The 26,700-nt window shown below is 65.0% G+C and carries 29 protein-coding genes; 20 read left to right on the top strand and 9 right to left on the bottom strand.

Features of this window, described 5'->3' with window-relative positions; all coding sequences use genetic code 11:
• The first annotated feature begins 375 nt into the window (after positions 1–375).
• From HNP46_RS34470 to trpC, 13 genes are all read left to right on the top strand, one after another.
• Positions 376–1,536 (top strand): phage tail sheath subtilisin-like domain-containing protein, encoded by a 1,161-nt coding sequence (locus tag HNP46_RS34470; protein ID WP_184598461.1) that lies wholly within the window; start codon positions 376–378, stop codon positions 1,534–1,536.
• Between the two features lie 12 nt (positions 1,537–1,548).
• Positions 1,549–2,052, top strand: a complete 504-nt coding sequence (locus HNP46_RS34465; protein ID WP_184598458.1) for a phage major tail tube protein — start codon at positions 1,549–1,551, stop codon at positions 2,050–2,052.
• A gap of 11 nt (positions 2,053–2,063) precedes the next feature.
• On the top strand, positions 2,064–2,405 hold the full coding sequence (locus HNP46_RS34460) for a phage tail assembly protein (protein ID WP_184598455.1): 342 nt from the start codon (positions 2,064–2,066) through the stop codon (positions 2,403–2,405).
• A gap of 157 nt (positions 2,406–2,562) precedes the next feature.
• Positions 2,563–4,410, top strand: a complete 1,848-nt coding sequence (locus HNP46_RS34455; RefSeq protein WP_184598452.1) for a hypothetical protein — start codon at positions 2,563–2,565, stop codon at positions 4,408–4,410.
• A gap of 9 nt (positions 4,411–4,419) precedes the next feature.
• Positions 4,420–5,289, top strand: a complete 870-nt coding sequence (locus HNP46_RS34450; protein ID WP_184598449.1) for a phage tail protein — start codon at positions 4,420–4,422, stop codon at positions 5,287–5,289.
• On the top strand, positions 5,258–5,470 hold the full coding sequence (locus tag HNP46_RS34445) for a tail protein X (protein ID WP_184598446.1): 213 nt from the start codon (positions 5,258–5,260) through the stop codon (positions 5,468–5,470). The genes HNP46_RS34450 and HNP46_RS34445 overlap by 32 nt, the downstream gene beginning before the upstream one ends.
• 56 nt (positions 5,471–5,526) lie before the next feature.
• Positions 5,527–6,531, top strand: a complete 1,005-nt coding sequence (locus HNP46_RS34440; RefSeq protein WP_184598443.1) for a phage late control D family protein — start codon at positions 5,527–5,529, stop codon at positions 6,529–6,531.
• Between the two features lies 1 nt (position 6,532).
• Positions 6,533–7,162: a glycoside hydrolase family 19 protein gene (locus HNP46_RS34435; RefSeq protein WP_184598440.1), complete on the top strand. Its 630-nt coding sequence runs from the start codon at positions 6,533–6,535 to the stop codon at positions 7,160–7,162.
• Complete coding sequence (locus HNP46_RS34430; protein ID WP_184598437.1) at positions 7,159–7,515, top strand: hypothetical protein; 357 nt, start codon at positions 7,159–7,161, stop codon at positions 7,513–7,515. Before HNP46_RS34435 ends, HNP46_RS34430 begins: the two co-directional genes overlap by 4 nt.
• Positions 7,512–7,763, top strand: coding sequence for a hypothetical protein (locus tag HNP46_RS34425; protein WP_184598435.1), 252 nt, complete (start codon positions 7,512–7,514; stop codon positions 7,761–7,763). The genes HNP46_RS34430 and HNP46_RS34425 overlap by 4 nt, the downstream gene beginning before the upstream one ends.
• A gap of 317 nt (positions 7,764–8,080) precedes the next feature.
• Positions 8,081–8,677: an aminodeoxychorismate/anthranilate synthase component II gene (locus HNP46_RS34420; protein WP_184598432.1), complete on the top strand. Its 597-nt coding sequence runs from the start codon at positions 8,081–8,083 to the stop codon at positions 8,675–8,677.
• The gene (trpD, locus tag HNP46_RS34415) at positions 8,674–9,723 is read left to right on the top strand and encodes an anthranilate phosphoribosyltransferase (protein ID WP_184598429.1); all 1,050 of its coding nucleotides are present in this window, start codon (positions 8,674–8,676) and stop codon (positions 9,721–9,723) included. The genes HNP46_RS34420 and trpD overlap by 4 nt, the downstream gene beginning before the upstream one ends.
• Entirely contained in the window at positions 9,720–10,556 is an 837-nt protein-coding gene (gene trpC, locus HNP46_RS34410) for an indole-3-glycerol phosphate synthase TrpC (protein WP_184598426.1), read from the top strand. The genes trpD and trpC overlap by 4 nt, the downstream gene beginning before the upstream one ends.
• 142 nt (positions 10,557–10,698) lie before the next feature.
• On the opposite strand, the gene crp is transcribed toward trpC, so the two are convergent.
• Positions 10,699–11,346 (bottom strand): cAMP-activated global transcriptional regulator CRP, encoded by a 648-nt coding sequence (gene crp, locus HNP46_RS34405; protein ID WP_184598424.1) that lies wholly within the window; start codon positions 11,344–11,346, stop codon positions 10,699–10,701.
• 365 nt (positions 11,347–11,711) lie between these two features.
• Here crp and HNP46_RS34400 point away from each other — a divergent pair, with 365 nt between their 5' ends.
• Entirely contained in the window at positions 11,712–12,134 is a 423-nt protein-coding gene (locus HNP46_RS34400) for an OsmC family protein (protein ID WP_088420392.1), read from the top strand.
• 226 nt (positions 12,135–12,360) lie between these two features.
• Positions 12,361–13,155 (top strand): adenosylmethionine decarboxylase, encoded by a 795-nt coding sequence (gene speD, locus HNP46_RS34395; protein WP_138525630.1) that lies wholly within the window; start codon positions 12,361–12,363, stop codon positions 13,153–13,155.
• A gap of 132 nt (positions 13,156–13,287) precedes the next feature.
• On the opposite strand, the gene coq7 is transcribed toward speD, so the two are convergent.
• Together coq7 and HNP46_RS34385 are read right to left on the bottom strand one after the other, a co-directional pair.
• Positions 13,288–13,935, bottom strand: a complete 648-nt coding sequence (coq7, locus tag HNP46_RS34390; protein WP_184598414.1) for a 2-polyprenyl-3-methyl-6-methoxy-1,4-benzoquinone monooxygenase — start codon at positions 13,933–13,935, stop codon at positions 13,288–13,290.
• Between the two features lie 91 nt (positions 13,936–14,026).
• Complete coding sequence (locus tag HNP46_RS34385) at positions 14,027–14,365, bottom strand: histidine triad nucleotide-binding protein (protein ID WP_184598411.1); 339 nt, start codon at positions 14,363–14,365, stop codon at positions 14,027–14,029.
• A gap of 93 nt (positions 14,366–14,458) precedes the next feature.
• Between HNP46_RS34385 and HNP46_RS34380 the strand changes: the two genes are divergently transcribed.
• Complete coding sequence (locus tag HNP46_RS34380) at positions 14,459–15,940, top strand: AAA family ATPase (protein ID WP_184598408.1); 1,482 nt, start codon at positions 14,459–14,461, stop codon at positions 15,938–15,940.
• Between the two features lie 25 nt (positions 15,941–15,965).
• Here the strand turns inward: HNP46_RS34380 and HNP46_RS34375 are convergent, their stop codons facing one another.
• The 4 genes from HNP46_RS34375 to hemJ form a co-directional block, all read right to left on the bottom strand.
• Positions 15,966–16,754: an SDR family NAD(P)-dependent oxidoreductase gene (locus HNP46_RS34375; protein WP_184598399.1), complete on the bottom strand. Its 789-nt coding sequence runs from the start codon at positions 16,752–16,754 to the stop codon at positions 15,966–15,968.
• 55 nt (positions 16,755–16,809) lie between these two features.
• The gene (locus HNP46_RS34370) at positions 16,810–17,952 is read right to left on the bottom strand and encodes a DUF805 domain-containing protein (RefSeq protein WP_184598396.1); all 1,143 of its coding nucleotides are present in this window, start codon (positions 17,950–17,952) and stop codon (positions 16,810–16,812) included.
• A gap of 105 nt (positions 17,953–18,057) precedes the next feature.
• Positions 18,058–19,026 carry an NAD(P)H-dependent flavin oxidoreductase gene (locus HNP46_RS34365; protein ID WP_184598393.1) on the bottom strand — a complete coding sequence of 323 codons (969 nt, stop codon included), beginning with the start codon at positions 19,024–19,026 and terminating at the stop codon, positions 18,058–18,060.
• 19 nt (positions 19,027–19,045) lie between these two features.
• Positions 19,046–19,471 (bottom strand): protoporphyrinogen oxidase HemJ, encoded by a 426-nt coding sequence (gene hemJ / locus HNP46_RS34360; RefSeq protein ID WP_184598390.1) that lies wholly within the window; start codon positions 19,469–19,471, stop codon positions 19,046–19,048.
• 156 nt (positions 19,472–19,627) lie between these two features.
• Between hemJ and HNP46_RS34355 the strand changes: the two genes are divergently transcribed.
• From HNP46_RS34355 to erpA, 3 genes are all read left to right on the top strand, one after another.
• Positions 19,628–21,019: a chloride channel protein gene (locus HNP46_RS34355; RefSeq protein WP_260403341.1), complete on the top strand. Its 1,392-nt coding sequence runs from the start codon at positions 19,628–19,630 to the stop codon at positions 21,017–21,019.
• Between the two features lie 88 nt (positions 21,020–21,107).
• On the top strand, positions 21,108–22,142 hold the full coding sequence (gene argC / locus HNP46_RS34350; protein ID WP_184598387.1) for an N-acetyl-gamma-glutamyl-phosphate reductase: 1,035 nt from the start codon (positions 21,108–21,110) through the stop codon (positions 22,140–22,142).
• Positions 22,143–22,277: 135 nt separating this feature from the next.
• Positions 22,278–22,628: an iron-sulfur cluster insertion protein ErpA gene (gene erpA / locus HNP46_RS34345; RefSeq protein ID WP_045212604.1), complete on the top strand. Its 351-nt coding sequence runs from the start codon at positions 22,278–22,280 to the stop codon at positions 22,626–22,628.
• A 57-nt stretch (positions 22,629–22,685) separates the two neighbouring features.
• On the opposite strand, the gene HNP46_RS34340 is transcribed toward erpA, so the two are convergent.
• A complete protein-coding gene (locus tag HNP46_RS34340; RefSeq protein ID WP_184598384.1) occupies positions 22,686–23,777 on the bottom strand; it encodes an anhydro-N-acetylmuramic acid kinase in 1,092 nt (363 codons plus the stop codon).
• A 3-nt stretch (positions 23,778–23,780) separates the two neighbouring features.
• On the bottom strand, positions 23,781–25,226 hold the full coding sequence (locus HNP46_RS34335) for a peptidoglycan DD-metalloendopeptidase family protein (protein ID WP_184598381.1): 1,446 nt from the start codon (positions 25,224–25,226) through the stop codon (positions 23,781–23,783).
• 182 nt (positions 25,227–25,408) lie between these two features.
• Between HNP46_RS34335 and tyrS the strand changes: the two genes are divergently transcribed.
• Entirely contained in the window at positions 25,409–26,608 is a 1,200-nt protein-coding gene (gene tyrS, locus HNP46_RS34330) for a tyrosine--tRNA ligase (RefSeq protein ID WP_184598378.1), read from the top strand.
• Positions 26,609–26,700: the final 92 nt, after the last annotated feature.

The raw sequence follows: 26,700 nt of genomic DNA, 5'->3' as shown, positions 1-26,700 counted from the left end.
TCACTTCCATTGGGCATACGCTTAAAACCAGTCACAAGACTATCTCCTAGTTTAAGCGTGAGGCCCTGTCCTCAGATACAGGGGGCCAAACCAGAAGGGTTTCAATGTGCACTCTACAAACGCTGGTTCTGGTTCTGTGCCAGTCGCTTCTCCGATCGCGTTCTACTTCCTGTCGCTTGGTAATTAAGTGACCAAAATCTATAGATCTTACTCGTATTGATGGACGTGTGACGGCTTCAAGGCGTGGACCTTGGCGACTCGTAAACGGCCAATTTGGCTTTATAGCAATATCGACCTTTTCTGCCCTCCGCACCTCGCACCAGGGCAAACCACCCAACCGCCTCCCGGCGGTTTTTTTATGTCTGGAGAAAATCTATGAGCTTCTTTCACGGCGTCACCGTGACCAATGTCGACGTCGGTGCGCGCACCATTGCGCTGCCGTCGTCCTCGATCATCGGCCTGGTGGATACCTTCACCCCCGATGCCAAGCTGACTGCGCAGGCCGACGTGCCGGTGCTGCTCACCAGCCTGCGTGAAGCGGCCGCCGCGTTCGGTACCGCGTCGGCGATCTACAAGTCCTGCACTGCGATCTTCACCCAGTCCGCCGCGGTGGTCGTGGCAGTGGGCGTGGCGAAGGTCGAGGATGCCGCGCAGCTGACTTCCGCCATCATCGGCAGCGTCACCGAAGCCGGCCAGCGTACCGGCCTGCAGGCGCTGCTCGACGGCAAGTCGCGCTTCAACGCCCAGCCGCGCCTGCTGGTCGCGCCGAAGCATTCCGCCACCCAGGCGGTGGCCACCGCCATGGGCGCGCTGGCCGAGAAGCTGCGCGCCATCGCCATCGTCGACGGCCCGAACACCACCGACGAGGCGGCCATCGCCTACGCCGGCGAGTTCGGCAGCAAGCGCATCTACCTGGTCGATCCGGGCGTGCAGTACTGGGATACCGCCAGCAGCGCCACCGTCGATGCACCGGCTTCGGCCAACGCCGCCGCGCTGTTCGCCTGGACCGACAGCCAGTACGGCTTCTGGTCCTCGCCGTCGAACAAGGAACTGCTCGGCATCACCGGCACCGGCCGCCCCATCGAGTTCCTCGACGGCGACGAGACCTGCCGCGCCAACCTGCTCAACAACGCCAACATCACCACCGTCATCCGTGACGACGGCTACCGCCTGTGGGGCAACCGCACCCTTTCCAGCGACGCCAAGTGGGCCTTCGTGACCCGCGTGCGGACCATGGACATGGTGATGGACGCGATCCTCGCCGGGCACAAGTGGGCAGTCGACCGCGGCATCACCCGGACCTACGTGAAGGACGTGACCGAGGGCCTGCAGGCCTTCATGCGCGACCTGAAGAACCAGGGCGCGGTGATCGACTTCGAGGTCTACGCCGATCCGGAACTCAACACCGCCAGCCAACTGGCCCAGGGCAAGGTGTACTGGAACATCCGCTTCACCGACGTACCGCCGGCCGAGAACCCCAACTTCCGCGTCGAGGTGACCGATCAATGGCTCACCGAAGTCCTGGACGCAGCTTAAGGAGAACCCAAGATGATTCCGCAGATCCTGACCAACACCAACCTCTTCGTCGACGGCGTGAGCTTTGCCGGTGACGTGCCCTCCCTGACCCTGCCGGCCCTGAAGGTGAAGACCCAGGAGTACCGCGCCGGTGGCATGGATGCGCCGATCCTGCTCGACATGGGCCTGGAGGCCATGGAGGCCAAGTTCACCACCAACGGCGCCCGTCGCGAGGCCATGAAGTTCTTCGGCCTGAGTGACCAGGGTTCCTTCAACGGTACCTTCCGCGGCTCCTTCAAGACCCAGAAGGGCGGCACCGTGCCGGTGGTCGCCACCGTGCGCGGCCTGCTCAAGGAAGTCGACTCGGGCGAGTGGAAGGCCAATGAGCTGGCCGCCTGCACCTACAGCGTGGCCGTCAGCTACTACAAGCTGGAAATCGAAGGTCGCGAGATGTTCGAGATCGATCCGCTCAACTCCGTACGCAAGATCAACGGCGTCGATCAGCTCGCCGCACTGCGCGCCGACCTGGGCGCCTGAGGAGAACCCTGATGCAAGACCTGGTCAAACAGCCCGCGTGGCTGAGCCTTTCCGAGGACGCGGCAGTGGTGAAACTGTCCCGCCCGACCTCCTGCAACGGCGTCGAGGTCGACGCCCTCACCCTGCGCGCACCCACCGTGCGCGACGTCCGTCTGGCCAGCAAGGTCGCCAGCGACGACGAGGAGCGCGAGCTGCAACTGTTCGCCTCGCTGCTGCAGGTCAGCCGCCAGGACCTGGAGGGTCTCAAGCTCAGCGACTACCAGCGCCTGCAGCACGCCTACTTTCGCCTGGTGCGAGAGGACGCGGATGAGCTTCGCGCTGATGCGCCAGCTGGCGCGGCGACTGGCGACTGAGTCGGGCTTCACGGCCGGCGAACTGGAGCGCATGACCCTCAGCGACCTGCATTGGTGGCTGGGGGACTAGGCGGGCTGGTTCGCCCCGACAGGGGCGCTGGGTGACCGGCGCTCCCTTGTCGTCGAAGAGGCGAATGACGTCAGAGGGGTAAGTGAAATGGTAGTGAGTGAAAGCCCTCGGGTTACGGTAGTGATCGGCCCCGAAGTCGGTGAAGCGTTGGGGCAGTCGCTCGGCCTGGCGTTGAAGGACTCGCTCGGCGTGGCCATTGCTGATGCGCTGAGTCGCTGGGAGGGTGCGCGCGTACGGGGTGATGCCGCGCGCGTGGGTGCATCGGCACCGGTGTCGGAACTGCACCGACCTCTGCACGATGCTGCCCAGCAGGGCGATGATCTGGCACAGCAGACCCTGGATGCTCTGCAGGAGATCGCCACGCTGCTGCGCGAGTCCGGGTCGGCTACGGCACGGCCTGTCGCAGGCCAACTCGGCGGCGCTGGCATGGCGGTTGCGCTGCAGCCAGTTGCCTACGAGTGGTCGAAGAAAGAGTCGATATTGCCCGAGGCCTTATCCGGCCCGAAAGAGGCCGCGGTGGCCGGCCTGCGCAGTGCGCTGCTCTACGAACAGCGCGTACAGGAAATCTCCGTGCGTGGAGGGCTGGCGCCGGGAGCGGAGTCGGAGAGAGGGGTGGCGAAGCGTGTGGAGGCCGCGGCGAGGGACAGTGGACTGGATGCCAATGCCGCGCTGGACATGACTCGCCTGCTGATGAACAGCGGTCTCACGCTGGAGAGGAGCCTGCAGTACCTGCCGGCGGCCGCCAAGTTCCAGTACGGCAAGGCCATTGCGCCCGAGGCGGTGGTGGATCTGGTGGCAAACATCAGCCGGCAGGGCGATCTGGATGCGGCGGGGGTAGAGCGTGGCCTTGGGGTGATCTCCTGGCGTGCTCGGCAGGAAAACGTTTCCACCGAGCAACTGGTCCGTCGCCTGAACGGCGGCCAGGACGCGCGCTCGTGGACCGAGGTGACGCGTCTCCCTGGGCAAATGCGCGTCGCGCCAGCCGTCGAGCTGCAAGCGGCGGTCGATGCGCGAAGGAATACCACGCAGGGGCAGCGCACTGCTGCTCAAGTCGCCCTGGAACGCACGCTCCAAACCGGAGGCAGCGTCGCTCTGAGAACGGTTGACGTGGCGTTGCCGATGGTTACGGACATTGCCGATGGTCTGTCCCGATCGGCTTCCCTGGACGGCGCACGGGCGGCGGTAGCCACCTTGCAGTTCGGTCTGGCCCAGGACATGGCGGCGGACTTCGTGGAACAACTGGGCTACGCCGAGCAAGCCCGGAAGATTCGCTCCCTGAACCTCAATCCGCTGCAGTCTCCCGCAACGATGGGCAACTCCCGGCCGCAGGTGCGGCCCGATGCGGCCAAAGGCCTGCCGTCCGCAGGGGCATTGCCGGCGCCGTGGTTACCGTCACTGCCGTCGGTGGGCGGTGTGCTCAGAAGGTATGTCGAGAACCAGGTGCTTGGGCCTGTGAGTCCTGTTCCGCTGAACGGACCGCTGCTGCCCTTGTTCGCAGACCGATTGCCTGCGCTCAGGCCGGGTAGCCATTCGGCCGAGGCGCAAGCGTCGACTATCGAGGCCATTCTGGGGGGCGGGCTATTCGGCGCGCTGCTGCTTTCTCCGCCGGGTAGCCTGATGGGCAGCACTCTGGGCGTGCTCAGCAGTCTGCGCCGCGAAGAAACACCGCAGGCTGTCGCGCCAGGTGCTTCCAGTGATGAGGTGATGAGACCGGCTGAGCCTGTGCCCGATCCTGGCCGTGGCGACTCTGCCAGCCGAGTGTCCCCGGCAGGGCAGAACTGGACGTTCTCGCCACAGATCAGCATCAACGTGGCCGGCAACGTCAGTGACCCCGACCAGCTGGCCAATGAGCTGCTGCCACGGCTGCGGCGGATGCTGGCAGATTTCTCCCAGGATCGGCAGCGCGATGCGTTGTTCGACATGGTCGTGGTTTAAGGAGGCGGTATGGCGTATTGGGAACAGATGCAGAACGGCCTGTCGCAACTGGCCCAGGCGGCCGAGGACGGCCGCCGTGACCTGGACGAAGTGATCGCGCCGGTCAACAGCGCGGTCAGCGAAATCCGTGGTGCGGCTGTCGCGCTGGAGGGCTTGCCGGGGGTTCCGGCGGAAATGACCGGCAAGGTCCAGCGCGCGATGCAGGGCATCGAGCGTGCGCAGGTCAAGGTCAACAAGGTGGTCAACACCTACAACAGCGCCGCGCGTGCCTTGAAAGGCGTCGATGAGCGCATGCAGGGGTTGGGCGAACAGGTGGACCGGGCCAGGAAGGCGGTGGACAAGGTCATCGGCAAGGTCGGCGATTCGCTGGGTTCGATACTGCCCAGCTCGGTCCTGGCGCCCATGCCGTCGCCTGGCGATTTCATGTGCGCGATTCCCCAGCCGCACCTGCTGGTGATGAACGTCGTGGACTCGCCGACGCAGTTCTTCTTCAACATCGACACGGTGCCCTTCGAGTCGGCAGTTCGCACCAGCCAGCCCAGCTGGAAGGACCAGGCGCGGTTGGGCCGCCGGGGCGCCCTGCAATACGTCGGTGCGGGAACGGAGACGCTGGTGCTGAAGGCGACGCTCATGCCGGCCCTGTCGCGGGTAGCGGGGCAGCGCGTGGGATGGAGGATTCCGAACCAGCTGCGCGAAATCGCCCTGAGTGGCAAACCGGTGGACCTGATCAGCGGCTACGGCGATCCCCTGGGGACCTGGTGCCTGACCAGGGTCAGCGAGACGCAGACTGCCCTGCTCAGCAATGGTGCTCCGCGCAATCAAGCCTTCGAACTGGAGTTCAGCCGCTATGGCGACGACAACGATCTATCGCAGCAGTAAGGGCGACGTGCTGGATCAGCTCTGCTACCAGCGCTATGGCCATCTCAAGGGCTGCGTGGAGGCGGTGCTCGCTGCCAACCCGGGGCTGGCCGACGAGCCACAACCGCTGCGCGCCGGCGTGCTGATCCGCATGCCCGTGCTGGCGGCACCGGACAATCCCCAGGTGCGCTTGTGGGACTGACTCGCATGTTCCATCCAGGCCCCGCGCAAGTGGGGCCTTTTTTATTCGGGTGACCCATGAAACCTGTCTTTCGCATCGTCGCCGATGGGCGCGATATCACGGCACAGGTCAACGACCGCGTGCTCGAGCTGGATGTGACCGATAGGCACGGCCTGGAGTCGGACACGCTTTCGCTCACCCTCGACGATCGCACCGGCACCGTCGCATTGCCTCGGCGGGGCGCAGAGCTGGCGCTGTACCTGGGCTACGAGGAAACCGGCGTGGCGCCGATGGGCCGCTACCAGGTCGACACCATCACCTTCAGCGGGGCGCCGGACACGCTGCTGATCAAGGCCAAGTCCGCGGACTCGCGCAACGTGGCGAAATCCATCCGCAGCGACAGCTGGGAGAACGTGACGCTGGCGCAGATCGTCGAGCGCATCGCTGAACGCAACGGCTGGCAAGCCCAGTGCAAGGTGCAGACGCGGATCGTCCGCGCGGACCAGATCAACGAGTCCGACTATCACTTCATTACCCGCCTGGCGCGGCAGTACGACTGCACGGCGAAGATCGCCGACCTGCAGCTGCTGGTCATGCCGCGCCAGGCCGGCCGCAGCGCCTCGGGACAGGCGCTGGACCCGGTACTGCTCCAGCGCGAGGACGTCAGCTCCTTCAGCTTCACCCTGGATGACCGCAAGGTAGTCGCCCAGGTGAGCGTGCCTTTCCAGGGGGCCGACGGAATCCTGCGGACCGTGAAGGTGGCCAATCCGAACGCGCCGAAGAAGGTGCAGGCCGAGTATGTCGAGCGCCATGTCCAGGCCAACGAGGCGGCCGCGAAGCAGTTGGCCAGCTCGCGTCTGGCGGACTTCAATCGTCAGACCGCCGGCGTACGCCTGCAGCTACCAGGCCGCGCCGACCTGTTCGCTGAATGCCGGGTCGAGTTGCGCGGCTTCAAGGCGGGGGTCGATGGCCTTTACCTGGTCGATACCGTGACCCAGCACTACGACGCGAACGGCTGGATCACCCGTGTGCTGTGCAATGGCGGTAACGATGGCAAGGCGCAGGCCGGGGAGGGCGGCTGACATGCTGATCGACGAACGCCAGTTGCTGCTGGTCCTGCCCAACGCCCGCCCCGTCGCGGGCGTTTTTCTGCCGGTGCTCAATGCTGCCCTGGGCGACTTCGCCATCGACACGCCGACAAGGGTTGCCGCTTTTCTCGCCCAGGTCGGGTATGAAAGCGCGCAGCTGACCCGTTGCGTGGAAAGTCTTACCTACAGTGCCCAGCGTCTGGCCGCCGTCTGGCCGCGGCGTTTTCGCAGTGCCGACGGCTCGCCCACGGCGTTGGCGCGGGAGGCGGCTTACCAGCCGGAGCGCATCGCCAACCTCGTGTACGCGGGGCGCAATGGCAATGGTGACGAGGCGTCCGGTGATGGTTGGCGCTTTCGTGGGCGCGGCCTGTTGCAGGTCACTGGGCGGAGCAACTACCGCTCCGTTGGCGAGGGACTCTGCCAGCCCTTTGTCGCCCGCCCGCAATTGTTGGCCGAGCCGCGCTGGGCCTGCCGATCCGCCGCCTGGTGGTGGCAGCGCAACGGTCTCAATGAGTTGGCCGATGAGGAGCGCTTCGAGGACATCACCCGACGCATCAACGGCGGGCTGAACGGACTGGAAGCGCGTACCCAGCTGTGGCGCCGCGCCCAGGAGGTGCTGCGATGAACCGCTTCTGGCTGGCGCTGGGCATGGCCGGCTTTCTGCTCGGCGGCTTCATCGGCGGCTGGCTGACGGCGCGCTTCTATGGCGGGCAGCTGGAGAACATGCGTCTGGAGCAGGCACGCTGCAGCGACGCCGGCAAGGCGCTGGAGTCGCAGCTGGCGCTGCAGAACGCTCAGGTCGCGGCGCTGGAGCAGGCCGCCCGCCAGCGCTCGGACGCTGCCGAGCGCGCCCTGGCCCAGGCGCGCGAGCAGGCGCAGAGCCATGAGGCCGCTGCCAGCCGGCTGCTGCTGGAACGCAGCGAGGGCGAGGAATGTGCGGTGGTGCGTCAACTGATCGACCGGGAGCTGCTGCCATGAAGTGGCTACTGGTGACTCCCGTGCTGCTCCTGGCAGGCTGCGCTGCGACCGCGCCGAAGCCCGTGGAGGTGCGCATTCCCGTCCCGGTGCCGTGCCAGGTGCCGGCGCTCGGAACCCCTCGATTCGCCACCGCCGACCTGCGCCCGGCGGATGATCTGCAAACCAAGGTCCGCGCGCTGCTGGCCGAACGGCAGCAGCACCTGGCCTACGAGACTCGCCTGCGCGCGGCGCTTGAGGCATGCCGTTGAACCTTCCTACCTTCGTCGCCAGCGGCGCCGCACGTATTGCGCTGGCGCCCGGCCATGGGCTACTGTTCGGCCATTGCTAGGCGAGACCGCAACCGTGATCCACCGCAGCCGCATCATCACCTCCCTCCTCAAGGCATTCGCCCGTTGGCGCTGGCGCGCCTGATTCCTTCTTTCCCGGCAGTGCGCCGGTCTCTTCTTACGCGTCCATTTCTCCCATCCGCTGGCATAATTGCCAGATTCGCGCAGCCTACGAGGCCGCAACGGGTGTCGACGATGGCGCGATCCGAAAGCAGTGCAATCATGAGGTTCGAGCAGACATGCTGCTGATGATCGATAACTACGATTCCTTCACCTACAACCTGGTGCAGTACTTCGCCGAGTTGAAGGCCGACATCCACGTCATTCGCAACGACGAGCTGAGCGTCGACGCGATCGCCGCGCTCAATCCCGAACGTATCGTCCTGTCCCCCGGTCCGTGCACGCCGAACGAGGCGGGCGTGTCCCTGGCCGTCATCGAGCGCTTCGCCGGCAAGCTGCCGCTGCTGGGCGTGTGCCTGGGCCACCAGTCCATCGGCCAGGCTTTCGGCGGTGACGTGGTGCGCGCGCGCCAGGTCATGCACGGCAAGGTCAGTCCGGTGTTCCACAAGGATGACGGCGTCTTCGCCGGCCTGAACAATCCGCTGACCCAGACCCGCTACCACTCCCTGGTGGTGAAGCGCGAGACGCTGCCCGACTGCCTGGAGATCACCGCCTGGACGGCGCTGGAAGACGGCTCGGTCGACGAGATCATGGGCCTGCGCCACAAGACGCTGAACGTCGAGGGCGTGCAGTTCCACCCCGAGTCGATCCTTTCCGAACAGGGCCACGAGATGCTGGCCAACTTCCTCAAGCAGACCGGCGGGGTGCGCGCATGAACATCAAGGAAGCCCTCAGCCGCGTGGTCAACCAGCTGGACCTGAGCACCGAGGAAATGCAGGACGTCATGCGCGAGATCATGACCGGGCAGTGCACCGACGCCCAGATCGGCGCCTTCCTCATGGGCATGCGCATGAAGAGCGAGACCATCGACGAGATCGTCGGCGCCGTGGCGGTGATGCGCGAGCTGGCCGATCAGGTCGAGCTGGACAGCCTGAAGCACGTGGTCGACGTGGTCGGCACCGGTGGTGATGGCGCGAACATCTTCAACGTGTCCTCGGCGGCAGCCTTCGTGGTTGCCGCGGCCGGCGGCAAGGTCGCCAAACACGGTAACCGTGCGGTCTCCGGCAAGAGCGGCAGTGCCGATCTGCTGGAGGCCGCCGGCATCTACCTGGACCTGAAACCGGTCCAGGTGAAGCGCTGCATCGAGACCGTCGGCGTCGGCTTCATGTTCGCCCAGGTCCACCACAAGGCCATGAAGCACGCTGCCGGCCCACGCCGCGAGCTGGGCCTGCGTACTCTGTTCAACATGCTCGGCCCGCTGACCAACCCGGCAGGCGTGAAGCACCAGGTGGTCGGCGTGTTCAGCCAGGCGCTGTGCCGTCCGCTGGCCGAGGTGCTCAAGCGCCTGGGTAGCGAGCACATCCTGGTGGTGCATTCGCGCGATGGCCTGGACGAGTTCAGCCTCGCTGCACCGACCCATGTCGCCGAATTGAAGGACGGCGTGGTCACCGAATACGAAGTGCAGCCCGAAGACTTCGGCATCAAGAGCCAGAGCCTGATCGGCCTGACCGTGGACAGCCCGCAGCAGTCGCTGGAGCTGATCCGTGATGCCCTGGGCCGACGCAAGACCGAGGCCGGGCAGAAGGCCGCCGAGCTGATCGTGCTCAACGCCGGCGCCGCGCTTTACGCCGCGGACCTGGCGACCAGCCTGCACGAAGGCATGCAATTGGCCCACGACGCCCTGCACACGGGGCTGGCGCGGGAGAAGATGGAAGAGCTGGCGGCCTTCACCGCCGTTTACCGAGAGGAGAACGCACAGTGAGTGTGCCGACGGTTCTGCAGAAGATCCTGGCCCGCAAGGCCGAAGAAGTCGCCGAACGCCGCGCCCGTGTCGCCTTTGCCGAGGTGGAGCAGCTGGCGCGTGCGGCGGACGCCCCGCGCGGTTTCGCCAATGCCTTGCTGGAACGCGCCAAGCGCCGCGAGCCGGCGGTGATCGCCGAGGTGAAGAAGGCTTCGCCGAGCAAGGGCATCCTGCGTGAGAACTTCGACCCCGCCGACATCGCCCGCAGCTACGAAGAGGGCGGCGCTGCCTGCCTGTCCGTGCTGACCGATATCGACTTCTTCCTCGGTAGCGACGCCTACCTCAAGGAAGCCCGCGCTGCCTGCAAGCTGCCGGTGATCCGCAAGGACTTCATGATCGATCCGTACCAGGTGGTGGAAGCCCGCGCCATTGGCGCCGACTGCATCCTGCTGATCGTCTCGGCGCTGGATGACGTGCGCATGGCCGAGCTGGCCTCGGTGGCCAAGGACGTCGGTCTCGACGTGTTGGTGGAAGTGCACGACGCCCCGGAGCTGGAGCGCGCGCTGAAGACCCTGGATACCCCGCTGGTGGGCATCAACAACCGCAACCTGCACACCTTCGAGGTGAGCCTGGAAACCACCCTGGACCTGCTGCCGGAAATCCCACGCGAGCGCATGGTGATCACCGAGAGCGGCATCCTCAACCGTGCCGACGTCGAACTGATGGAAGTCAGCGACGTGTTCGGCTTCCTGGTTGGCGAGGCCTTCATGCGCGCCGACGAGCCGGGCACCGAACTCAAGCGCCTGTTCTTCCCCGAGCGCAGCAAGGTCAAGCTGGGCGCCGATCCGGACTGACGGGTAGTGTAGGAGCGAGCTTGCTCGCGAACCGCCCAGTGCCGGAGTTTCCGGCTGATTGTTCGCGAGCAAGCTCGCTCCTACAAAAGGCAAAAAACAAAAAAGCCGGCGATTGCCGGCTTTTCTGCTTTCTGGCGTTTGTTCAGCGGGTGCCGAAGACCACCATGGTCTTGCCCTTCACGTGCACCAGGCCCTGTTCTTCCAGGCTCTTGAGCACGCGGCCGACCATCTCGCGGGAGCAGCCGACGATGCGGCCGATTTCCTGGCGGGTGATCTTGATCTGCATGCCGTCCGGGTGGGTCATGGCGTCCGGCTGCTGGCACAGGTCCAGCAGGGTGCGGGCAACACGGCCGGTGACGTCGAGGAAGGCGAGGTCGCCGACCTTGCGCGTGGTCTTGCGCAGGCGGTCGGCCATCTGGCTGCCCAGGGTGAAGAGAATCTCCGGGTCCTGCTGGCTCAGTTCGCGGAACTTCGCGTAGCTGATCTCGGCGACTTCGCATTCGGTCTTGGCGCGGATCCAGGCGCTGCGCTCCTGGGCGGTGCTGCCTTCCTTGTCGAACAGCCCCATCTCACCGAAGAAATCGCCGGTGTTCAGGTAGCCGATGATCATTTCCCGACCGTCGTCGTCCTCGATCAGAACGGTGACCGACCCCTTGATGATGAAGAACAGGCTCTCGCAGCGGTCACCGGCATAGATGATGGTGCTCTTGGCGGTGAAGCGGCGGCGATGACAGTGCGCGAGCAACTTGTCGAGGTTCTTGATTTTGGGTGTGAGGGTAATAGCTACCATGCCCGAGTCCCGGAAAGTAGAAAGTGGCCTTTGCACAAGGCATCTAATTTTATGTACAGCTGTGAAGCCGTGCTTCCCTGGCGAGATCCCCCTCGATCCCCTGGGCGGCTGCATTGCCTTTTTTGCAACTTGCCTGTACGTAAACGGGCAAGAGCTTAACAGACGAGGTGTTACCAACAATCGGAAACCTGGAACAATCGTCAGGGCAATTTCCGAGAGTGTGCCAGTAAACTGACGTCAGCTTAAGCCGCAAATGCATACTGGTCGTGTGGAAATGAGACCTGCGTAGCAGCCACGGGCCCCGCTGGGCGTGCTAGAGGGCTGTGATAAGCTGTCGCCCCTTTTTTCCGGCGGAGTCCTTTGCAATGAAAGCGCGAATCCAGTGGGCAGGCGAGGCCATGTTCCTCGGCGAATCCGGCAGCGGCCACGTCGTGGTGATGGATGGCCCGCCGGATGCCGGTGGTCGCAACCTCGGCGTGAGGCCGATGGAGATGCTGCTGCTGGGCCTGGGTGGCTGCACCAACTTCGACGTGGTGAGCATCCTGAAGAAGGGCCGCCAGCCAGTTGAAAGCTGCGAGGCCTTCCTCGAAGCCGAGCGCGCCGACGAAGACCCCAAGGTGTTCACCAGGATCCATGTGCATTTCGTGGTCAAGGGTCGCGGCCTGAAGGAAGCCCAGGTCAAGCGTGCCGTGGAGCTTTCTGCCGAGAAATACTGCTCCGCCTCGATCATGCTCGGCCGCGCCGGCGTCGAGATCACCCACGACTACGAGATCGTCGAACTGGGCTGACGCGCTGCTTCATCCTTTCATCATCAAGGGTGCGCAAACTCTGGCAGAGGTCGCCTGACCTCTGCATAATGCGCCACCTTTTTTCAGGGCCGTCCGGCCCGAAACCAAGCAACCACAATCGCCATCGCGAAGAGGTGTAAACCGTCCTACGCAGGTGCCGCCGTACGCATCTGACGGGCATGCTCAACCACGCGGCAGAGCCGCATTTGATGAGAGTTCTCCCACGGTGAAAAGCAAACTCAAGCTCCACGGGTTCAACAACCTGACGAAGACCTTGAGCTTCAACATCTATGACATCTGCTATGCCGAGACGCCTGAAGACCAGCAGGCCTACGTGCAGTACATCGACGAAGAGTACGATGCCGAACGTCTCACGCAGATCCTCACCGATGTTGTCGACATCATTGGCGCAAACATCCTGAACATCGCCCGTCAGGATTACGATCCGCAAGGCGCCAGCGTGACCATCCTGATCTCCGAGCAACCGGTCACCCCGACCGACAGCCAGATCGAGGAATCCCCGGGGCCGCTGCCGGAAACCATCCTGGCGCACCTCGACAAGAGCCATATCACCGTACACACCTATCCGGAGATCCATCCGGTGGAAGGCATCGCGACCTTCCGGGTGGACATCGATGTGTCGACCTGCGGCGTCATCTCGCCGCTCAAGGCGCTCAACTACCTCATCCACCAGTTCGACTCGGACATCGTCACCGTGGATTACCGCGTGCGCGGCTTTACCCGCGACGTGGAAGGGAAGAAGCACTTCATCGACCACGAGATCAACTCGATCCAGAACTATCTCTCCGACGACACGTACGAGGCCTACCAGATGACCGACGTGAATGTGTACCAGGAGAACCTGTTCCACACCAAGATGCTGCTCAAGGAGTTCGACCTGGACAACTACCTGTTCGGTGACGCGACGCGCAACCTGTCGCCCGAGCAGCGCAAGCAGGTGGAAGAGCGTGTGAGGCACGAAATGCTGGAGATCTTCTACGCGCGCAACATGCCGCGCTGAAGATTCGCCCTGAATGAAAAAACCGCCCTTCGAGGCGGTTTTTTCATTCAGGGCGGCGGCAAGTTGCAGGCTACAGGCAAGAGCGAAAGGCTCGGCGCTCTTGCCTGCGGCCTGAAGCCTGCCGCTTGAAGCCTAGATCCTATAGGTCGACTTGGTCATCACCTTGGACAGCAGCGTCATGCCGAACTTCACCGGCGCCGGGAAGCGCAGGCCGCCGGCCTCGATGGCGCTGGTGGCGTGGTGTTCCTCGTCCTGGCGCATCTGTTCGAGGATGGCGCGGGACTTCTGGTCCTCGACGGGGATTTCCGCCAGGTGCTCGTCCAGGTGCTTGCACACCTGGTCTTCGGTGGCAGCGACGAAGCCGAGGCTGACGCGGTCGCTGATCAGTCCGGCGGCGGCGCCGACACCGAACGACAGGCCGTAGAAGATCGGGTTGAGCACGCTGGGCCGGCTGCCCAGCTCGCGGATGCGCTGTTCGCACCAGGCGAGGTGGTCGACTTCCTCGTCGGCGGCTTCTTCCATGGCCTTGCGCACCTTCGGCAGCTTGGCGGTCAATGCCTGGCCCTGGTACAGCGCCTGGGCGCAGACCTCGCCGGTGTGGTTGATGCGCATCAGGCCGGCGACGTGGCGGGCATCAGTCTCGCTGAGCTCGGCGTCGGGCTGGACGATGGCCGGGGAGGGCCGCCCTGGATGGCCGTTGAACGGCAGCAGGGTGCGCAGCGCGGCATCGGCCTGCAGCAGGAAGCGGTCGGCGGGGGAGTAGTGACGGTCGGCGGACATGGCGCACCTCCGATAAGGAACATTCGCCGGCCAGTTTACCGGATGGCGAATGACAGGTCTTGCCGAGGTGCGCGCAGCGTCTTTCCGATACTCAGCCCGGCGGCCAGTTCATCTGGCGCTGACCCAGCACGTGCATGTGGATGTGATGCACGGTCTGGCCACCCAGGTCGTTGCAGTTCATCACCACGCGGAAACCCTCGTCGCAGCCCTGCTCCTGCGCCAGGCGCTGGGCGGTGAAGAGGATGTGCCCGGCCAGCGGCTTGTCCGCCTCGGTCAGGTCGTTGAGGGTGGAAACGTGCTTTTTCGGGATCACCAGGAAATGCACCGGCGCCTGCGGGCCGATGTCGTGAAAGGCGATCACCTGGTCATCTTCATAGAGCTTGCGCGCGGGAATGTCCCCGGCGACGATCTTGCAGAACAGACAGTCCACGAAATGCTCCTCCAGCCATCAGGGTAGGAGCAGCAGTTTAGCGGCCGTCGACCACCGCGCCCAGTTCCGGGCCGGCCAACGCAAGGAGCGAGCGTGCAGAACGATATCCATGACCTGGGCCTGGTGCTCGATTCCAGGGTCAAGCTGATCGTCATCGAGTCCTGGGACGAACCCCGTGTGCTGGAGACCCTCACTGGCCTTGCGGTGCGCCGTGGGCTCAACCTGCAGCTGTGGTCGGCCACCGAAGGCCTGCAGCGCCTGGGTTTCGGCGGCGAGCCCCAGGGCGAGACCGATAGCCGCGAGGCGGAAAATGCCCTGCGGCTGATCAAGGCCGATCCGCAGCCCAACCTCTATGTGCTCTGCGACCTGCATCCCTACCTGGTGGACAACCCCCGTGCGGTGCGCCTGCTCAAGGAGATCGCCATGGCCGAAGGGAATTTCCGTCCCACGGTGGTGCTGGTTTCCCACGCACTGAAGCTGCCTGCCGAAGTCCAGCGCTTCGCCGCGCACTTTGCGCTGTCGCTGCCGTCCGAAGATGAGCTGGTGGGCCTGGTGCGTGAGGAGGCGGCCCGCTGGAGCGAGCGCAACCGCGGCGCGCGGGTACGCACCGACAACCGTACCCTGCGTCAGGTGGTGAAGAACCTGCGCGGCCTCACCCACGGCGAGGCGCGCCTGCTGGCACGCAGCGTAATCTGCAACGACGGGGCGATCACCCAGGAAGACCTGCCGGAGCTCAACCGCACCAAGTTCGAGCTGCTCAACCTCGACGGCGTGCTGAGTTTCGAACACGACACCGCGCGTTTCGCCGAAGTCGGCGGGCTGGCCAACCTCAAGCGCTGGCTCGGCGAACGGCAGAGCGCCTTCAACGAGGGCAAGGACAAGGACCTGCCCAAGGGCGTGTTGCTGGTTGGCGTGCAGGGCGGCGGCAAGAGCCTGGCGGCCAAGGCGGTGGCGGGCCTGTGGGGCTTGCCGTTGCTGCGCCTGGACTTCGGCAGCCTGTACAACAAGTACTTCGGCGAGACCGAGCGCAACCTGCGCGAGGCCCTGCGCCTGGCCGACAGCATGGCGCCCTGCGTGCTCTGGGCGGACGAGATCGAGAAGGGCCTGGCCACGGGCGACCAGGACAACGGCGTCAGCCAGCGCGTGCTCGGCACCCTGCTGACCTGGATGGCCGAGCGCAAGGCGCCGGTGTTCATGGTCGCCACCGCCAACGCGATCGATCGGCTGCCGCCGGAACTGGTGCGCAAGGGCCGCTTCGACGAGCTGTTCTTCGTCGACCTGCCGGACCCGAGCGTGCGCCAGGACATCTTCCGCATCCACCTGGCGCGCCGCGAGCTGGACGCGGGGCAGTTCGACCTCGGGCAACTGGCTGCGGCGGCGGAGGGTTTCTCCGGCGCGGAAATCGAGCAGGCCGTGGTCGGCGCCTTCTATGCCGCCCAGGCGCGGCAGAAGTCGGTGGACCAGTCGTTGCTGTTGGAGGAGATTCGCCGCACTGCGCCCTTGTCGGTGGTGATGGCGGAAGAGCTGGCGGCCCTGCGCAGCTGGGCCGACGGACGTACGGTGATGGCGGGCTGAGGGCTGGTTGGGCGTCGGCTGGGGCTCAGCCGGCCAAAGCCAGGCGGTTGATGCGCCCGGCCAGCTTGCGCTGGGCCCAGCGCGGCAGCAGGCGCACGCCGCAGGCGAACAGGCGGTTGCGCCAGCCGGGGATGATCAGCGCGGGCGCGCGACGCAGGGCTTTCACCGCGAGGAAGGCGACTTCCTCAGGGGACATGACGCGCTTGCCATCGTCCAGCTTGCCCAGGCGCATGTCGGCGTTGCGGTAGAAAGCGGTCCGGGTCGGGCCGGGGCAGAGCACCGAGACCTTGATGCCGCGTCCTTTGAGTTCTTCGCGCAGCCCTTCCGAGAAATGCAGCACGAAGGCCTTGCTGGCGAAGTAGCTGCTCATCCAGGGACCGGGCAGCAGGCTGGCCATGGAGGCGACGTTGAGAATCCGCCCGCCGCCGCTGCGCTCCATCATCGCGCCGATGCCGTGGCACAGGCGCGCCAGGGCCAGGACGTTGAGTTCCAGCAGTTCCTGCTCGCGGGACCAGTCATGGTCGAGGAAGGCGCCGGAAGTGCCGACGCCGGCATTGTTCACCAGCAACTCGATCTGCCGTCCGCTCTGCTCCAGTTCGTGCAGCAGCCCGGAAATCTGCAGTGGCTCGGACAGGTCGCAGACGCGGAACAGCACCTCCACCCCGAAGCGCTGGGACAGCTCGCAGGCGGCGCTGTCCAGCGCGTCGCGCTGGCGCGCCACCAGGATCAGTGCCTGGCCGCGGCGGGCGAGGGCTTCGGCCAGGGCCAGGCCGATGCCGCTGGAGGCGCCGGTGATGAGGGCAAAACGAGGCATTCGGGAGTCTCTGTGGCGGGGTGGCGTTCGACCACGCCCGCCACGGGTTGTTGCATCACTGTTCGGAGCTGTCGCCGCTGTCGTCCGAGTCGGCGCCTTCGGTGTCGCCGCTGTTGAACTGCTCGCTCGGGCCTTCGGGGACTGCCGCCGGGTCGGCCGGCGCCTCGTCCTGCTGGTACTGCTCGTACTGGGCATTCTCGGCCTTGTCTAGGTAGCCCTGGTAGGCGGGAATGGCGATGGCGGCGAGGATACCCAGGATTGGGACGACCAGCATGGTCCAGGCCAGCGCCACGACGCCACGGCTGTTGGGCGGCGGCGGCGGACCGAAGCGGTTCGGACCGCTGGTACCGGGGATCAGCAGCATCAGCAGCGGGAACACGCTGCCGACGACGGGGACCAGGTTGAGCAGCAGCAGCCAGCCGGACCAGCCGATGTCATGCAGGCGCTGCACACCGATCATCACACCGACCACCACGTAAGCGATGAAGGCGACGACCGCGACAGCACCGATCAGGTAGCCCAGGGTGTTGCTCAGGGCAAAGGCGCCGCCGACCAGGGCGAGGATGGCGAAGAGCACGAGGAACATCGCCATGCTCCAGCCCAGGTAGCGCACGCGGCCGATGCGGCCGTCGGTGGTGAAGACCTTGAGCTCGCCGAACTCGGGCAGCTCGTCACCCACTTGTGCCTGTGGCGGTGCATAAGGCGAGGCGGCGTTCGCTGCTACGGCCGCGGGAGCTGCTGCAGCTGCCGCGACGGCTGGCGGGTTGGCCGCCAGTTCGGCCTGGCGCGCCAGGTACTTGTCGATGACGATGCCGCAGGCGCTGCACTCGATGGCGCTGGCCTGCTCGTGACCGCACTTGGGGCAGGTCATGCGTTCGTTGCTGGCGGCTTCGCCGGCCGCGCGGGCGGCGAGGGTGGCTTCGCTGGGATGGTCCTCGGTCTCCACCAGGCTCAGGCCGGCAATCCCGTCGGTTTCCTTGCGGGCATTGGCGCCGGCGCCCTGCAGGGCGCGCAGGTACTTGTCGGCTTCGTCATCGGAGAGGTCACGCTTGAGGACCACCGGCTGGCCGCTGAACAGCGCGTCGATCTTCGACGTGTCGCTCTTGAACAGGCGGGCGAGATTTTCCTTGGCGGTTTCCAGCGGGGTCTGCGGCATCAGTGCGCCGTCGAAGACGATCTTGAAGCGGGGTTGGTCCATCGGGGCATCCTTGTCGGCGGGCTATGGTGGAGTCGATACAGCGTAATCGGGCCGCCGGGGGGCAACAAGCACCCCGGCGGGTATAACGGTGAGCCGCGTCGCAGCTCAGACCAGCAGTTGATTGGACAGGCCGGCGCTGCGGGTCAGGGCCTGGCGGTACTCATGGTCGAGACGGGCGATCAGCTCGCCCACCGACGGCAGGTCGCGGATGTCGCCGACCCCCTGGCCGGCGGACCACACGGTCTTCCAGGCCTTGGCCTCGTCGCTCACCGGCTTGAGTTTCTCGCCGTAGTTGAGCGAGCCCTTGTCGTTGAGGCGCTGCATGTCGAAACCGGCGGCCTCCAGGCTCTGGCGCATGAAGCTGGCCGGCACGCCGGACACCGCCGGGGTGTGGATGATATCGGCCGCGCGGGCGTCGAGCAGCATGTGTTTGTAGTCCTCGGAAGCGGCGCTCTCGCGGGTGGCGATGAAGCGCGTGCCGAGGTAGGCCAGGTCGGCACCCAGTACCTGGGCGGCGAGGATCTCGTGGCCGTGGTTGATGCAGCCGGCCAGCAGCAGGGTCTTATCGAAGAACTGGCGGATCTCCGCGACCAGCGCGAACGGGCTCCAGGTGCCAGCGTGACCACCGGCGCCAGCGGCCACGGCGATCAGACCGTCGACTCCGGCTTCGGCTGCCTTCTCGGCGTGGCGGCGGGTGGTCACGTCGTGGAACACCAGGCCGCCATAGCTGTGCACGGCATCGACCACCTCGCGCACCGCGCCCAGGCTGGTGATGACGATGGGCACCTGGTGTTCGACGCAGAGCTTCAAGTCTTCCTGCAGGCGCGGGTTGGTGTTGTGGACGATCAGGTTGACCGCGTAGGGCGCGGCCTGCGGGTCGGCGGCCAGGCCAGCCTCGATCTCTTCCAGCCAGGCCTTGAAGCCGCTGCTCTCGCGCTGGTTCAGCGCCGGGAAGCTGCCGACTATGCCGCTCTTGCAGCAGGCCAGCACCAGTTGCGGGTTGGATACCAGGAACATCGGCGCCGCCACCAGGGGAATGCGCAGGCGGCGGTCGAGCAGGGCGGGCAGGGACATGAACGTCTCCTTGTCGGGGTCAGAAGGGTTTGACGACCACCAGGATCACGATGGCGATCAGGAACAGCACCGGCACTTCGTTGAACCAGCGGTAGAACACGTGGCTGCGGCCGTTCTCGCCACGGGCGAAGCGCTTGAGCATGGCGCCGCAGGCGTGGTGGTAGCCGATCAGCAGGACTACCAGGGTGAGCTTGGCGTGCATCCAGCCCTGGGTCAGCCAGGCCGGATTGAGATAGAGCATCCAGGCGCCGAGGACGAGGGTGAGGACCATCGACGGGCCCATGATGCCGCGGTACAGCTTGCGCTCCATGACGCAGAAGCGTTCGCGGCTGGCGGCGTCCTCGCTCATGGCGTGGTAGACGAACAGGCGCGGCAGGTAGAACAGGCCGGCGAACCAGCAGATCACGGCAATGATGTGAAAGGCTTTGAGCCACAGGTAGAGCATCGGGACTTCCTCGGATCACGGTGAGCCGATAGTAGTGGCGCCGTGCAATGGCGTCATCCCTGCATCTATTACACTGGGGTGGTTATCGCCCGAACCGTCCGTGGCGCATTGCCGCGCACGCCGCATGGCATCCGGAAGATGCCAGGCCTCGCCGCCATGTCCGAATCCACTCCGCCGCAGAGTCCCAACGAGCAGCCCGACGAGCCGCTCGACGAGTCGGCTGGCGATTCGCCTGCTCGTTCTGTTCCCAGGCGCCCGCTGGCGCGCCATCCGCTGTTGCGCCAATGGCGGCGGAGCCTGGCCTTCTGGGTCGGTGCCTTGCTGGTGGGCCTGGTTGCGCTGGCTTTCGCCCATCTGGCGGACTTGGCCAGCGCTACCTTCCGCGCCGTGGTCGCGCACAGCCCGTGGTGGCCCTGGCTGCTCTGCCCGGTGGGCTTTGCCGGCCTGGTCTGGCTGACCCAGGGCGCGCTGCAGAATACCCGTGGCAGCGGCATTCCCCAGGTGATCGTGGCCCTGGAGCAGCGCAGCAGTCGTACGCGCAACGCCTTGCTGTCGCTGCGAATCGCCGTGGGCAAGCTGCTGATGACGCTGCTGGCGCTACTGGTGGGCGCGTCGGCCGGGCGCGAGGGACCGACTGTGCATATCGGCGCAGCCCTGATGTATTCGTTCGGCCGTCGCCTGGGGCTCTATGACAAGCGCACGGTGTCCGGGCTGATCATCGCCGGTGGCGCGGCGGGCATCGCGGCGGCCTTCAATACACCGCTGGGAGGAGTGGTTTTCGCTATCGAGGAGCTCAGCCGCACCTTCGAGCAGCGCTTCAGCGGGCTGGTGCTGACCGCCGTGCTGCTCGGCGGCATGGTCACCCTGGGCCTGATGGGCAGCTACAGCTACTTCGGTCGGCTCTCGGAAAGCATGCCGCTGGGGCCGGCATGGATCGCCGTGGTGGCCTGCGGGGTACTCGGTGGACTGCTCGGCGGCCTCTATTGCCGGTTGGTGCTGCCGACCCGCCGGGGCCCGCTGAGCTTCATCAGCCGCTGGCGCGGGCGCTGGCCGATCCGTTTCGCCGCCGCCTGTGGGCTGCTGCTGGCGCTGCTCGGCCTGCTGTCCGGACAGCACGTGTTCGGTACCGGCTACGCCGAGACCCGCTCGATCCTCGAGGGGCAGCCGGTGGTGGGGCATGATTTCCTGCTGTGGAAATTCGTCGCCAACGTGGTGTCGTTCATTGCCGGCATCCCCGGCGGGCTGTTCTCGCCCTCGCTCACCGTCGGCGCCAGTCTCGCGCCCTGGCTGACGCCGCTGATCCCCGGCGCGAGCCTGCCGGCGGTGGCGCTGTTGGGGATGTCCGCCTACCTCGCCGGGGTGACGCGTACGCCGCTGACCGCCACGGTGATCACCGTCGAGATGTCCCACAGTCCGGACATGCTCATCCCCATTCTCGCCGCCACCCTGCTGGCCAGCGGCGTTTCCGCCCGCCTGAACCCCCTGCCGATCTACCACGCGCTCGCCCGTCAGATGCAGGAAGCCCTGACTCCGACCAAAGGGGCGTAAACCCGCACGGATTCGCTCTGTTCAGCGGCGGCAGCGGCTCATATCATGATTGCCCCTGAATTTGGCCCATAGGTGGAGTGACAGGCAGATGATCAAGGTCGGTATCGTAGGCGGTACGGGTTATACGGGCGTGGAACTGCTGCGCCTGCTGGCACAGCATCCCCAGGCGCGCGTCGAAGTGATCACTTCGCGTTCCGAGGAGGGCGTGAAAGTCGCCGACATGTACCCGAACCTGCGAGGCCACTATGACGGCCTGGCCTTCAGCGTGCCGGACGTGAAGCGCCTGGGTGAGTGCGACGTGGTGTTCTTCGCTACCCCGCATGGCGTTGCCCATGCCCTGGCCGGCGAACTGCTGGCTACCGGCACCCGGGTGATCGACTTGTCCGCCGACTTCCGTCTGCAGGACGCCGAGGAGTGGGCCAAATGGTACGGCCAGCCCCACGGCGCCCCTGAACTGCTGCCCGAGGCTGTCTACGGTCTGCCGGAAGTGAATCGCGAGGCGATCAAGTCCGCGCGCCTGATCGCCGTCCCCGGCTGCTACCCGACCGCCACCCAGCTCGGTTTCATCCCGCTGCTGGAGAATGGCCTGGCCGATACCAGCCAGTTGATCGCCGACTGCAAGTCCGGCGTCAGCGGCGCTGGCCGTGGAGCCAAGGTGGGTTCGCTGTTCTGCGAGGCCGGTGAAAGCATGATGGCTTATTCGGTGAAGGGTCACCGTCACCTGCCGGAAATCAGCCAGGGCCTGCGCCGCGCCGCCAAGGGCGATGTCGGCCTGACCTTCGTGCCGCACCTGACCCCGATGATCCGTGGCATCCACGCGACCCTTTACGCGCGCGTCGCCGACCGCAGCATCGACCTGCAGAAGCTGTACGAAGAGCGCTATGCCAACGAGCCGTTCGTCGACGTGATGCCGGCCGGCAGCCATCCGGAAACCCGCAGCGTGCGCGGCGCCAACGTCTGCCGTATTGCGGTGCATCGTCCGCAGGGCGGCGATCTGGTGGTGATCCTCTCGGTGATCGACAACCTGGTGAAGGGCGCGTCCGGCCAGGCGATCCAGAACATGAACATCCTCTTCGGCCTGGATGAACACCTGGGCCTGTCCAACGTCGCGCTGCTGCCGTAAGGCAAGATTGCCCCACAAGGCGGTCGATTGATCTGGACCAATGGATGAGTCGGATTAGTTGACCGTTTTTCTGGGGTAAGCGGATAATAGTCCGCAATGTTGTAACGTACGGCTTCGGCCGGGAGAGTTGTCACCATGACCATCGAAACCTTCACCCCCACTCCGCTGATGTTCTCGCAAGGCGCTGCGAACAAGGTGAAGAACCTGATCGACGAAGAAGGCAATCCGCGCCTCAAGCTGCGGGTGTTCGTCACGGGCGGTGGCTGTTCGGGCTTCCAGTACGGGTTCACCTTCGATGAAGACACCGCGGACGACGACACCATCGTCGAGCGCGATGGCGTCAACCTCGTGGTCGATCCGATGAGCTTCCAGTACCTTGCCGGTGCGGAAGTGGATTACCAGGAAGGCCTCGAAGGTTCGCGGTTCGTCATCAAGAACCCGAACGCAGCGACCACCTGCGGTTGCGGCCAGTCCTTCTCGATCTGATGCCGTAGAAGCGAAAACGCCGCGCAGATGCGCGGCGTTTTTGTTTGTGCGGCGAACTCAGGCGGGGTAGAGCGCGCCGAGAATGCGCGGGCCCTGGGCGGCGGTGACTTCCGGGCAGTTGCCGGGCAGGCGCTCGAGGAAGCGATGGGCCAGCCAGGCGAAGGCCATGGCCTCCATCCATTCCGGCGGTACGCCACGGTCGATACTGCTGATTACGCTCGCGCCAGGCATGTGTGCGGCCAGACGGCGCATCAGCGTCGCGTTGAAGGCGCCGCCTCCGCAGACCACTACTTCCTCGCAGGCGGGCTGCGCATCCAGCAGTGCGGCGGCGATGCTGTGGGTGGTCAGCTCCAGCAGGGTCGCTTGTACGTCTTCGGCCTTTACCGGGGCGTGAGTTGCGAGGATCGCGTTCAGCCAGTTCAGGTTGAAACGCTCGCGCCCGGTGCTCTTCGGACCCCTGGCGGCGAAGAAGTCGTCAGCCAGCATCTTCTGCAGCAGCGGCTGGTCGATCTTGCCGCTGGCCGCCCAGTCACCGTCGCGATCATAGGCCTCGCCCCGCTTCTCCTGAATCCAGGCATCCAGCAGAACGTTGCCGGGGCCGCAGTCGAATCCGCGAACCGGCTGGCCCGGACTTAAAAGCGAGACGTTGCTGAAGCCGCCGACATTGAGGATCGCGCAGTCGCGCTCATCGCTGCCGAACAGGGCCTGGTGGAAGGCCGGTACCAAGGGTGCGCCCTGGCCGCCGGCGGCGACATCGCGGCGGCGGAAGTCGGCCACCACGTCGATGCCGGTGAGCTCGGTGAGCAGGGCCGGGTTGCCGATCTGCACGGTGAAGCCCAGGTGCGGTTCGTGGCGGATGGTCTGGCCGTGGCTACCGATGGCGCGAATCGCGCTGGCGCTCAGCTTCTCGCGGACGAGGAGTTCGTTGATGCCCTGTGCAGCCAGGCGGACCCAGCTGTTTTCCGCGAGGGCGGAGCGGGCAATTTCGTCAGGGCCGGAAGAGCACAGCGCCAGGAGATCGGCACGCAGTGCCGCAGGCATGGGGAGGTAGTGGGAGGCGAGCAGAGAGGTCTGCTCGCCTTGCTCGATCAGGGCGATGTCCAGCCCGTCGAGACTGGTGCCGGACATCACCCCGAGATAGAGCGGCATGACTCAGCGCTTGTTCAGGGCCAGGAAGGTTGCCTTCTCCTGGTCCATGCGCGCGATCAGCGGTTGTGCCTGAGCCATGAAGCGCTTGCGCTCCGGGCCGCTCAGCGGATCGGCGGTCGGCAGCTTGGCGCTCAGCGGGTCGACGTGCTGGCCGTTGACCTGGAACTCGTAGTGCAGGTGCGGGCCGGTGGCCAGGCCGGTCATGCCGACGTAACCGATGATCTGCCCCTGCTTCACTGCCACGCCGGAACGGATGCCCTTGGCGAAGCGGCTCATGTGGCCGTAGACGGTGCGATAGGTCTTGCCATGCTGGATGACCACGGCATTGCCGTAGCCGCCCTTGCGGCCGGCTTCGAGAATCTTGCCGTCGCCGGTCGCCTTGATCGGGGTGCCGATCGGCGCAGCGTAGTCGACGCCCTTGTGTGCACGAATCTTGTTCAGGATGGGGTGGAAACGCCCCATCGAGAAGCGCGAGCTGATGCGGGCGAAGTCCACCGGCGTGCGGATGAACGCCTTGCGCATGCTGCTGCCGTCGGCGCGCAGGTAGCTGGTGCTGCCCTGTTTGCTGGTGTAGCGCACCGCGGTGTATTCCTTGCCGCGGTTGACGAAGCGTACTGCCAGGATGCTGCCAGTGCCGACCTGCTTGCCCTGCACCTGCTGGGATTCGTAGATCACGTCGAACGAATCGCCTTCGCGAATATCCTGGGCGAAGTCGATGTCGTAACCCAGGATGTTGGCCATCGACATGATCAGGTCATGGGACAGTCCGGCATTCTTGCCGGCGACGAACAGCGAGCTGTCGACGCGGCCGTGGGCATAGCTGGCGTGCACCGAGGGTTTGACCAGGTCGCGCTTGAAGTCATAGCCCTTGGCGGACTTGTTCAGGCTGATGGTTTCCAGGTCGCTGCGCTTGACCTTCAGGCCCTGCAGGCCACCCTTGGTATCAATGAGGAAGTCCACGTCCTGGCCGATATCCAGACGGGTGAACTGCTTGGCGTCCTTGTTGGCGGCAAGCATGTCGTGCACGGCGTTCGCCGGCAGGCCGGCCTTCGCGAACACGGTGGAAAGAGTGTCGCCCTTGCCCACGGTCACGCTTTTCCAGGCAGGTTCTGCGGAAGCGGAGGGGGAGGGTTTCTGGGTGGAATCAGCGAGATCGTCGTTCTTCTGCGCGTCTTTTCCGGCGCTGTTCTGGTTGTTCGGCTGGCCTTCTATCTGGGCAAAAGGCGAAGAGCCGTTGTCTTCCGTGACCGCGTTGGGTCGAAGATCGTCTTTTTCCTGGAGGATCTGCTCGGTACCGCTGTCCAGCTCGAGATTGAGCGAGGTCTTCTTCGCCTCGACCTCGGCCGAGGGGAACACCAGCAGTGCCAGGCTGAGGAGCGCTGCTACGCCGCTTGCGGCCAGCAGATGGCTCTTCGGGTAGTACGGCGCTTTCTGATTGGATTGCGTCATGGCTTGAGTGGTGTTTTTGGAATGTGAAATAACTGCCTAAAATATAACCAAATTCCCTCTGAAGCAACCCTGATGTCGGGCTTCTGACGTCCTGTCCTCTGGCGCTGGGCAAAACTTGTTTTTAGTGTCTGTTCTTGTATCGTTGGTTCCCTTTCGCAATTCGCAACGTACAGGAACCTGCAATGAAGTCGGTCGAAGAGCAGCTGGCGCTGATCAAGCGCGGAGCAGACGAAATTCTCGTGGAGGCCGAGCTGATCGAAAAGCTCAAGCGCGGCCAGCCCCTGCGTATCAAGGCCGGCTTCGACCCGACCGCCCCGGACCTGCACCTGGGACACACTGTCCTTATTAATAAGCTGCGCCAGTTCCAGGAGCTGGGCCATCAGGTGATCTTCCTGATCGGCGACTTCACTGGGATGATCGGTGACCCCAGCGGGAAAAGTGTTACCCGCCCACCCCTCACCCGCGAGCAGGTTCTCGACAACGCCGAGACGTACAAGGTGCAAGTCTTCAAGATCCTCGACCCCGCGAAGACCGAAGTAGCCTTCAATTCCACCTGGATGGACCAGCTTTCCCCCGCTGATTTCATTCGTCTGGCTTCCCAGTACACCGTTGCCCGAATGCTGGAACGCGATGATTTCAGCAAACGCTATGCCAGCAATCAGTCCATCGCCATCCACGAGTTCCTCTACCCGCTGGTTCAGGGCTACGACTCGGTAGCGCTGCGTGCGGATGTCGAGCTCGGCGGTACCGACCAGAAATTCAACCTGCTGATGGGGCGTGAGCTTCAACGCGCCTATGAGCAGGAGCCGCAGTGCATTCTGACCATGCCGCTGCTCGAAGGCCTGGACGGCGTGAAGAAGATGTCCAAGTCCCTGGGCAACTACATCGGCATCCAGGAAGCGCCGGGCGTCATGTACAGCAAGCTGGTCTCGATCCCCGATACCCTGATGTGGCGTTACTTCGAGCTGCTCAGCTTCCGCTCCATGGAAGAGATCGAGGGCTTCAGGAAGGATGTCGAGGCTGGCGCCAACCCGCGCGACATCAAGATCAAGCTGGCGGAAGAGATCGTTGCCCGCTTCCATGGCGAAGAAGCTGCGGCGTCTGCGCACAAGTCCGCGGGCAACCGTCTTAAAGAAGGCGAGCTGCCGGAAGACCTGCCGGAAGTAGAAGTCGCCGCTGCGGAAGACCTGCCCATCGGTGCTGTCCTTAATAAGGCAGGCCTGGTGAAGAACTCGGCTGTTGCCCGTGACCTGTTGTCCTCCGGTGGTGTGCGGGTGGATGGCGAGGTCGTCGATCGCAGCTTCGTCTTCAAGGTAGGTGCAAGCCACGTGTTGCAGGCTGGCAAGAAGGCCTTCGCGCGCGTCTCCCTGGTCGCTGAGTGAAGAAAGTTTAAATTAGTCGTTGACGGCCGATTTAAACTCCCTATAATGCGCACCACTCCCAGCGACGAAGCGCTGAAAGAACTTGAAAATCA

Origin of the sequence: Pseudomonas nitroreducens, assembly GCF_014204515.1 — a bacterium.
In the GTDB taxonomy this organism is placed as follows: Bacteria; Pseudomonadota; Gammaproteobacteria; order Pseudomonadales; family Pseudomonadaceae; genus Pseudomonas; species Pseudomonas nitritireducens_A.
This window is presented reverse-complemented; position numbering and strand designations above follow the sequence as displayed.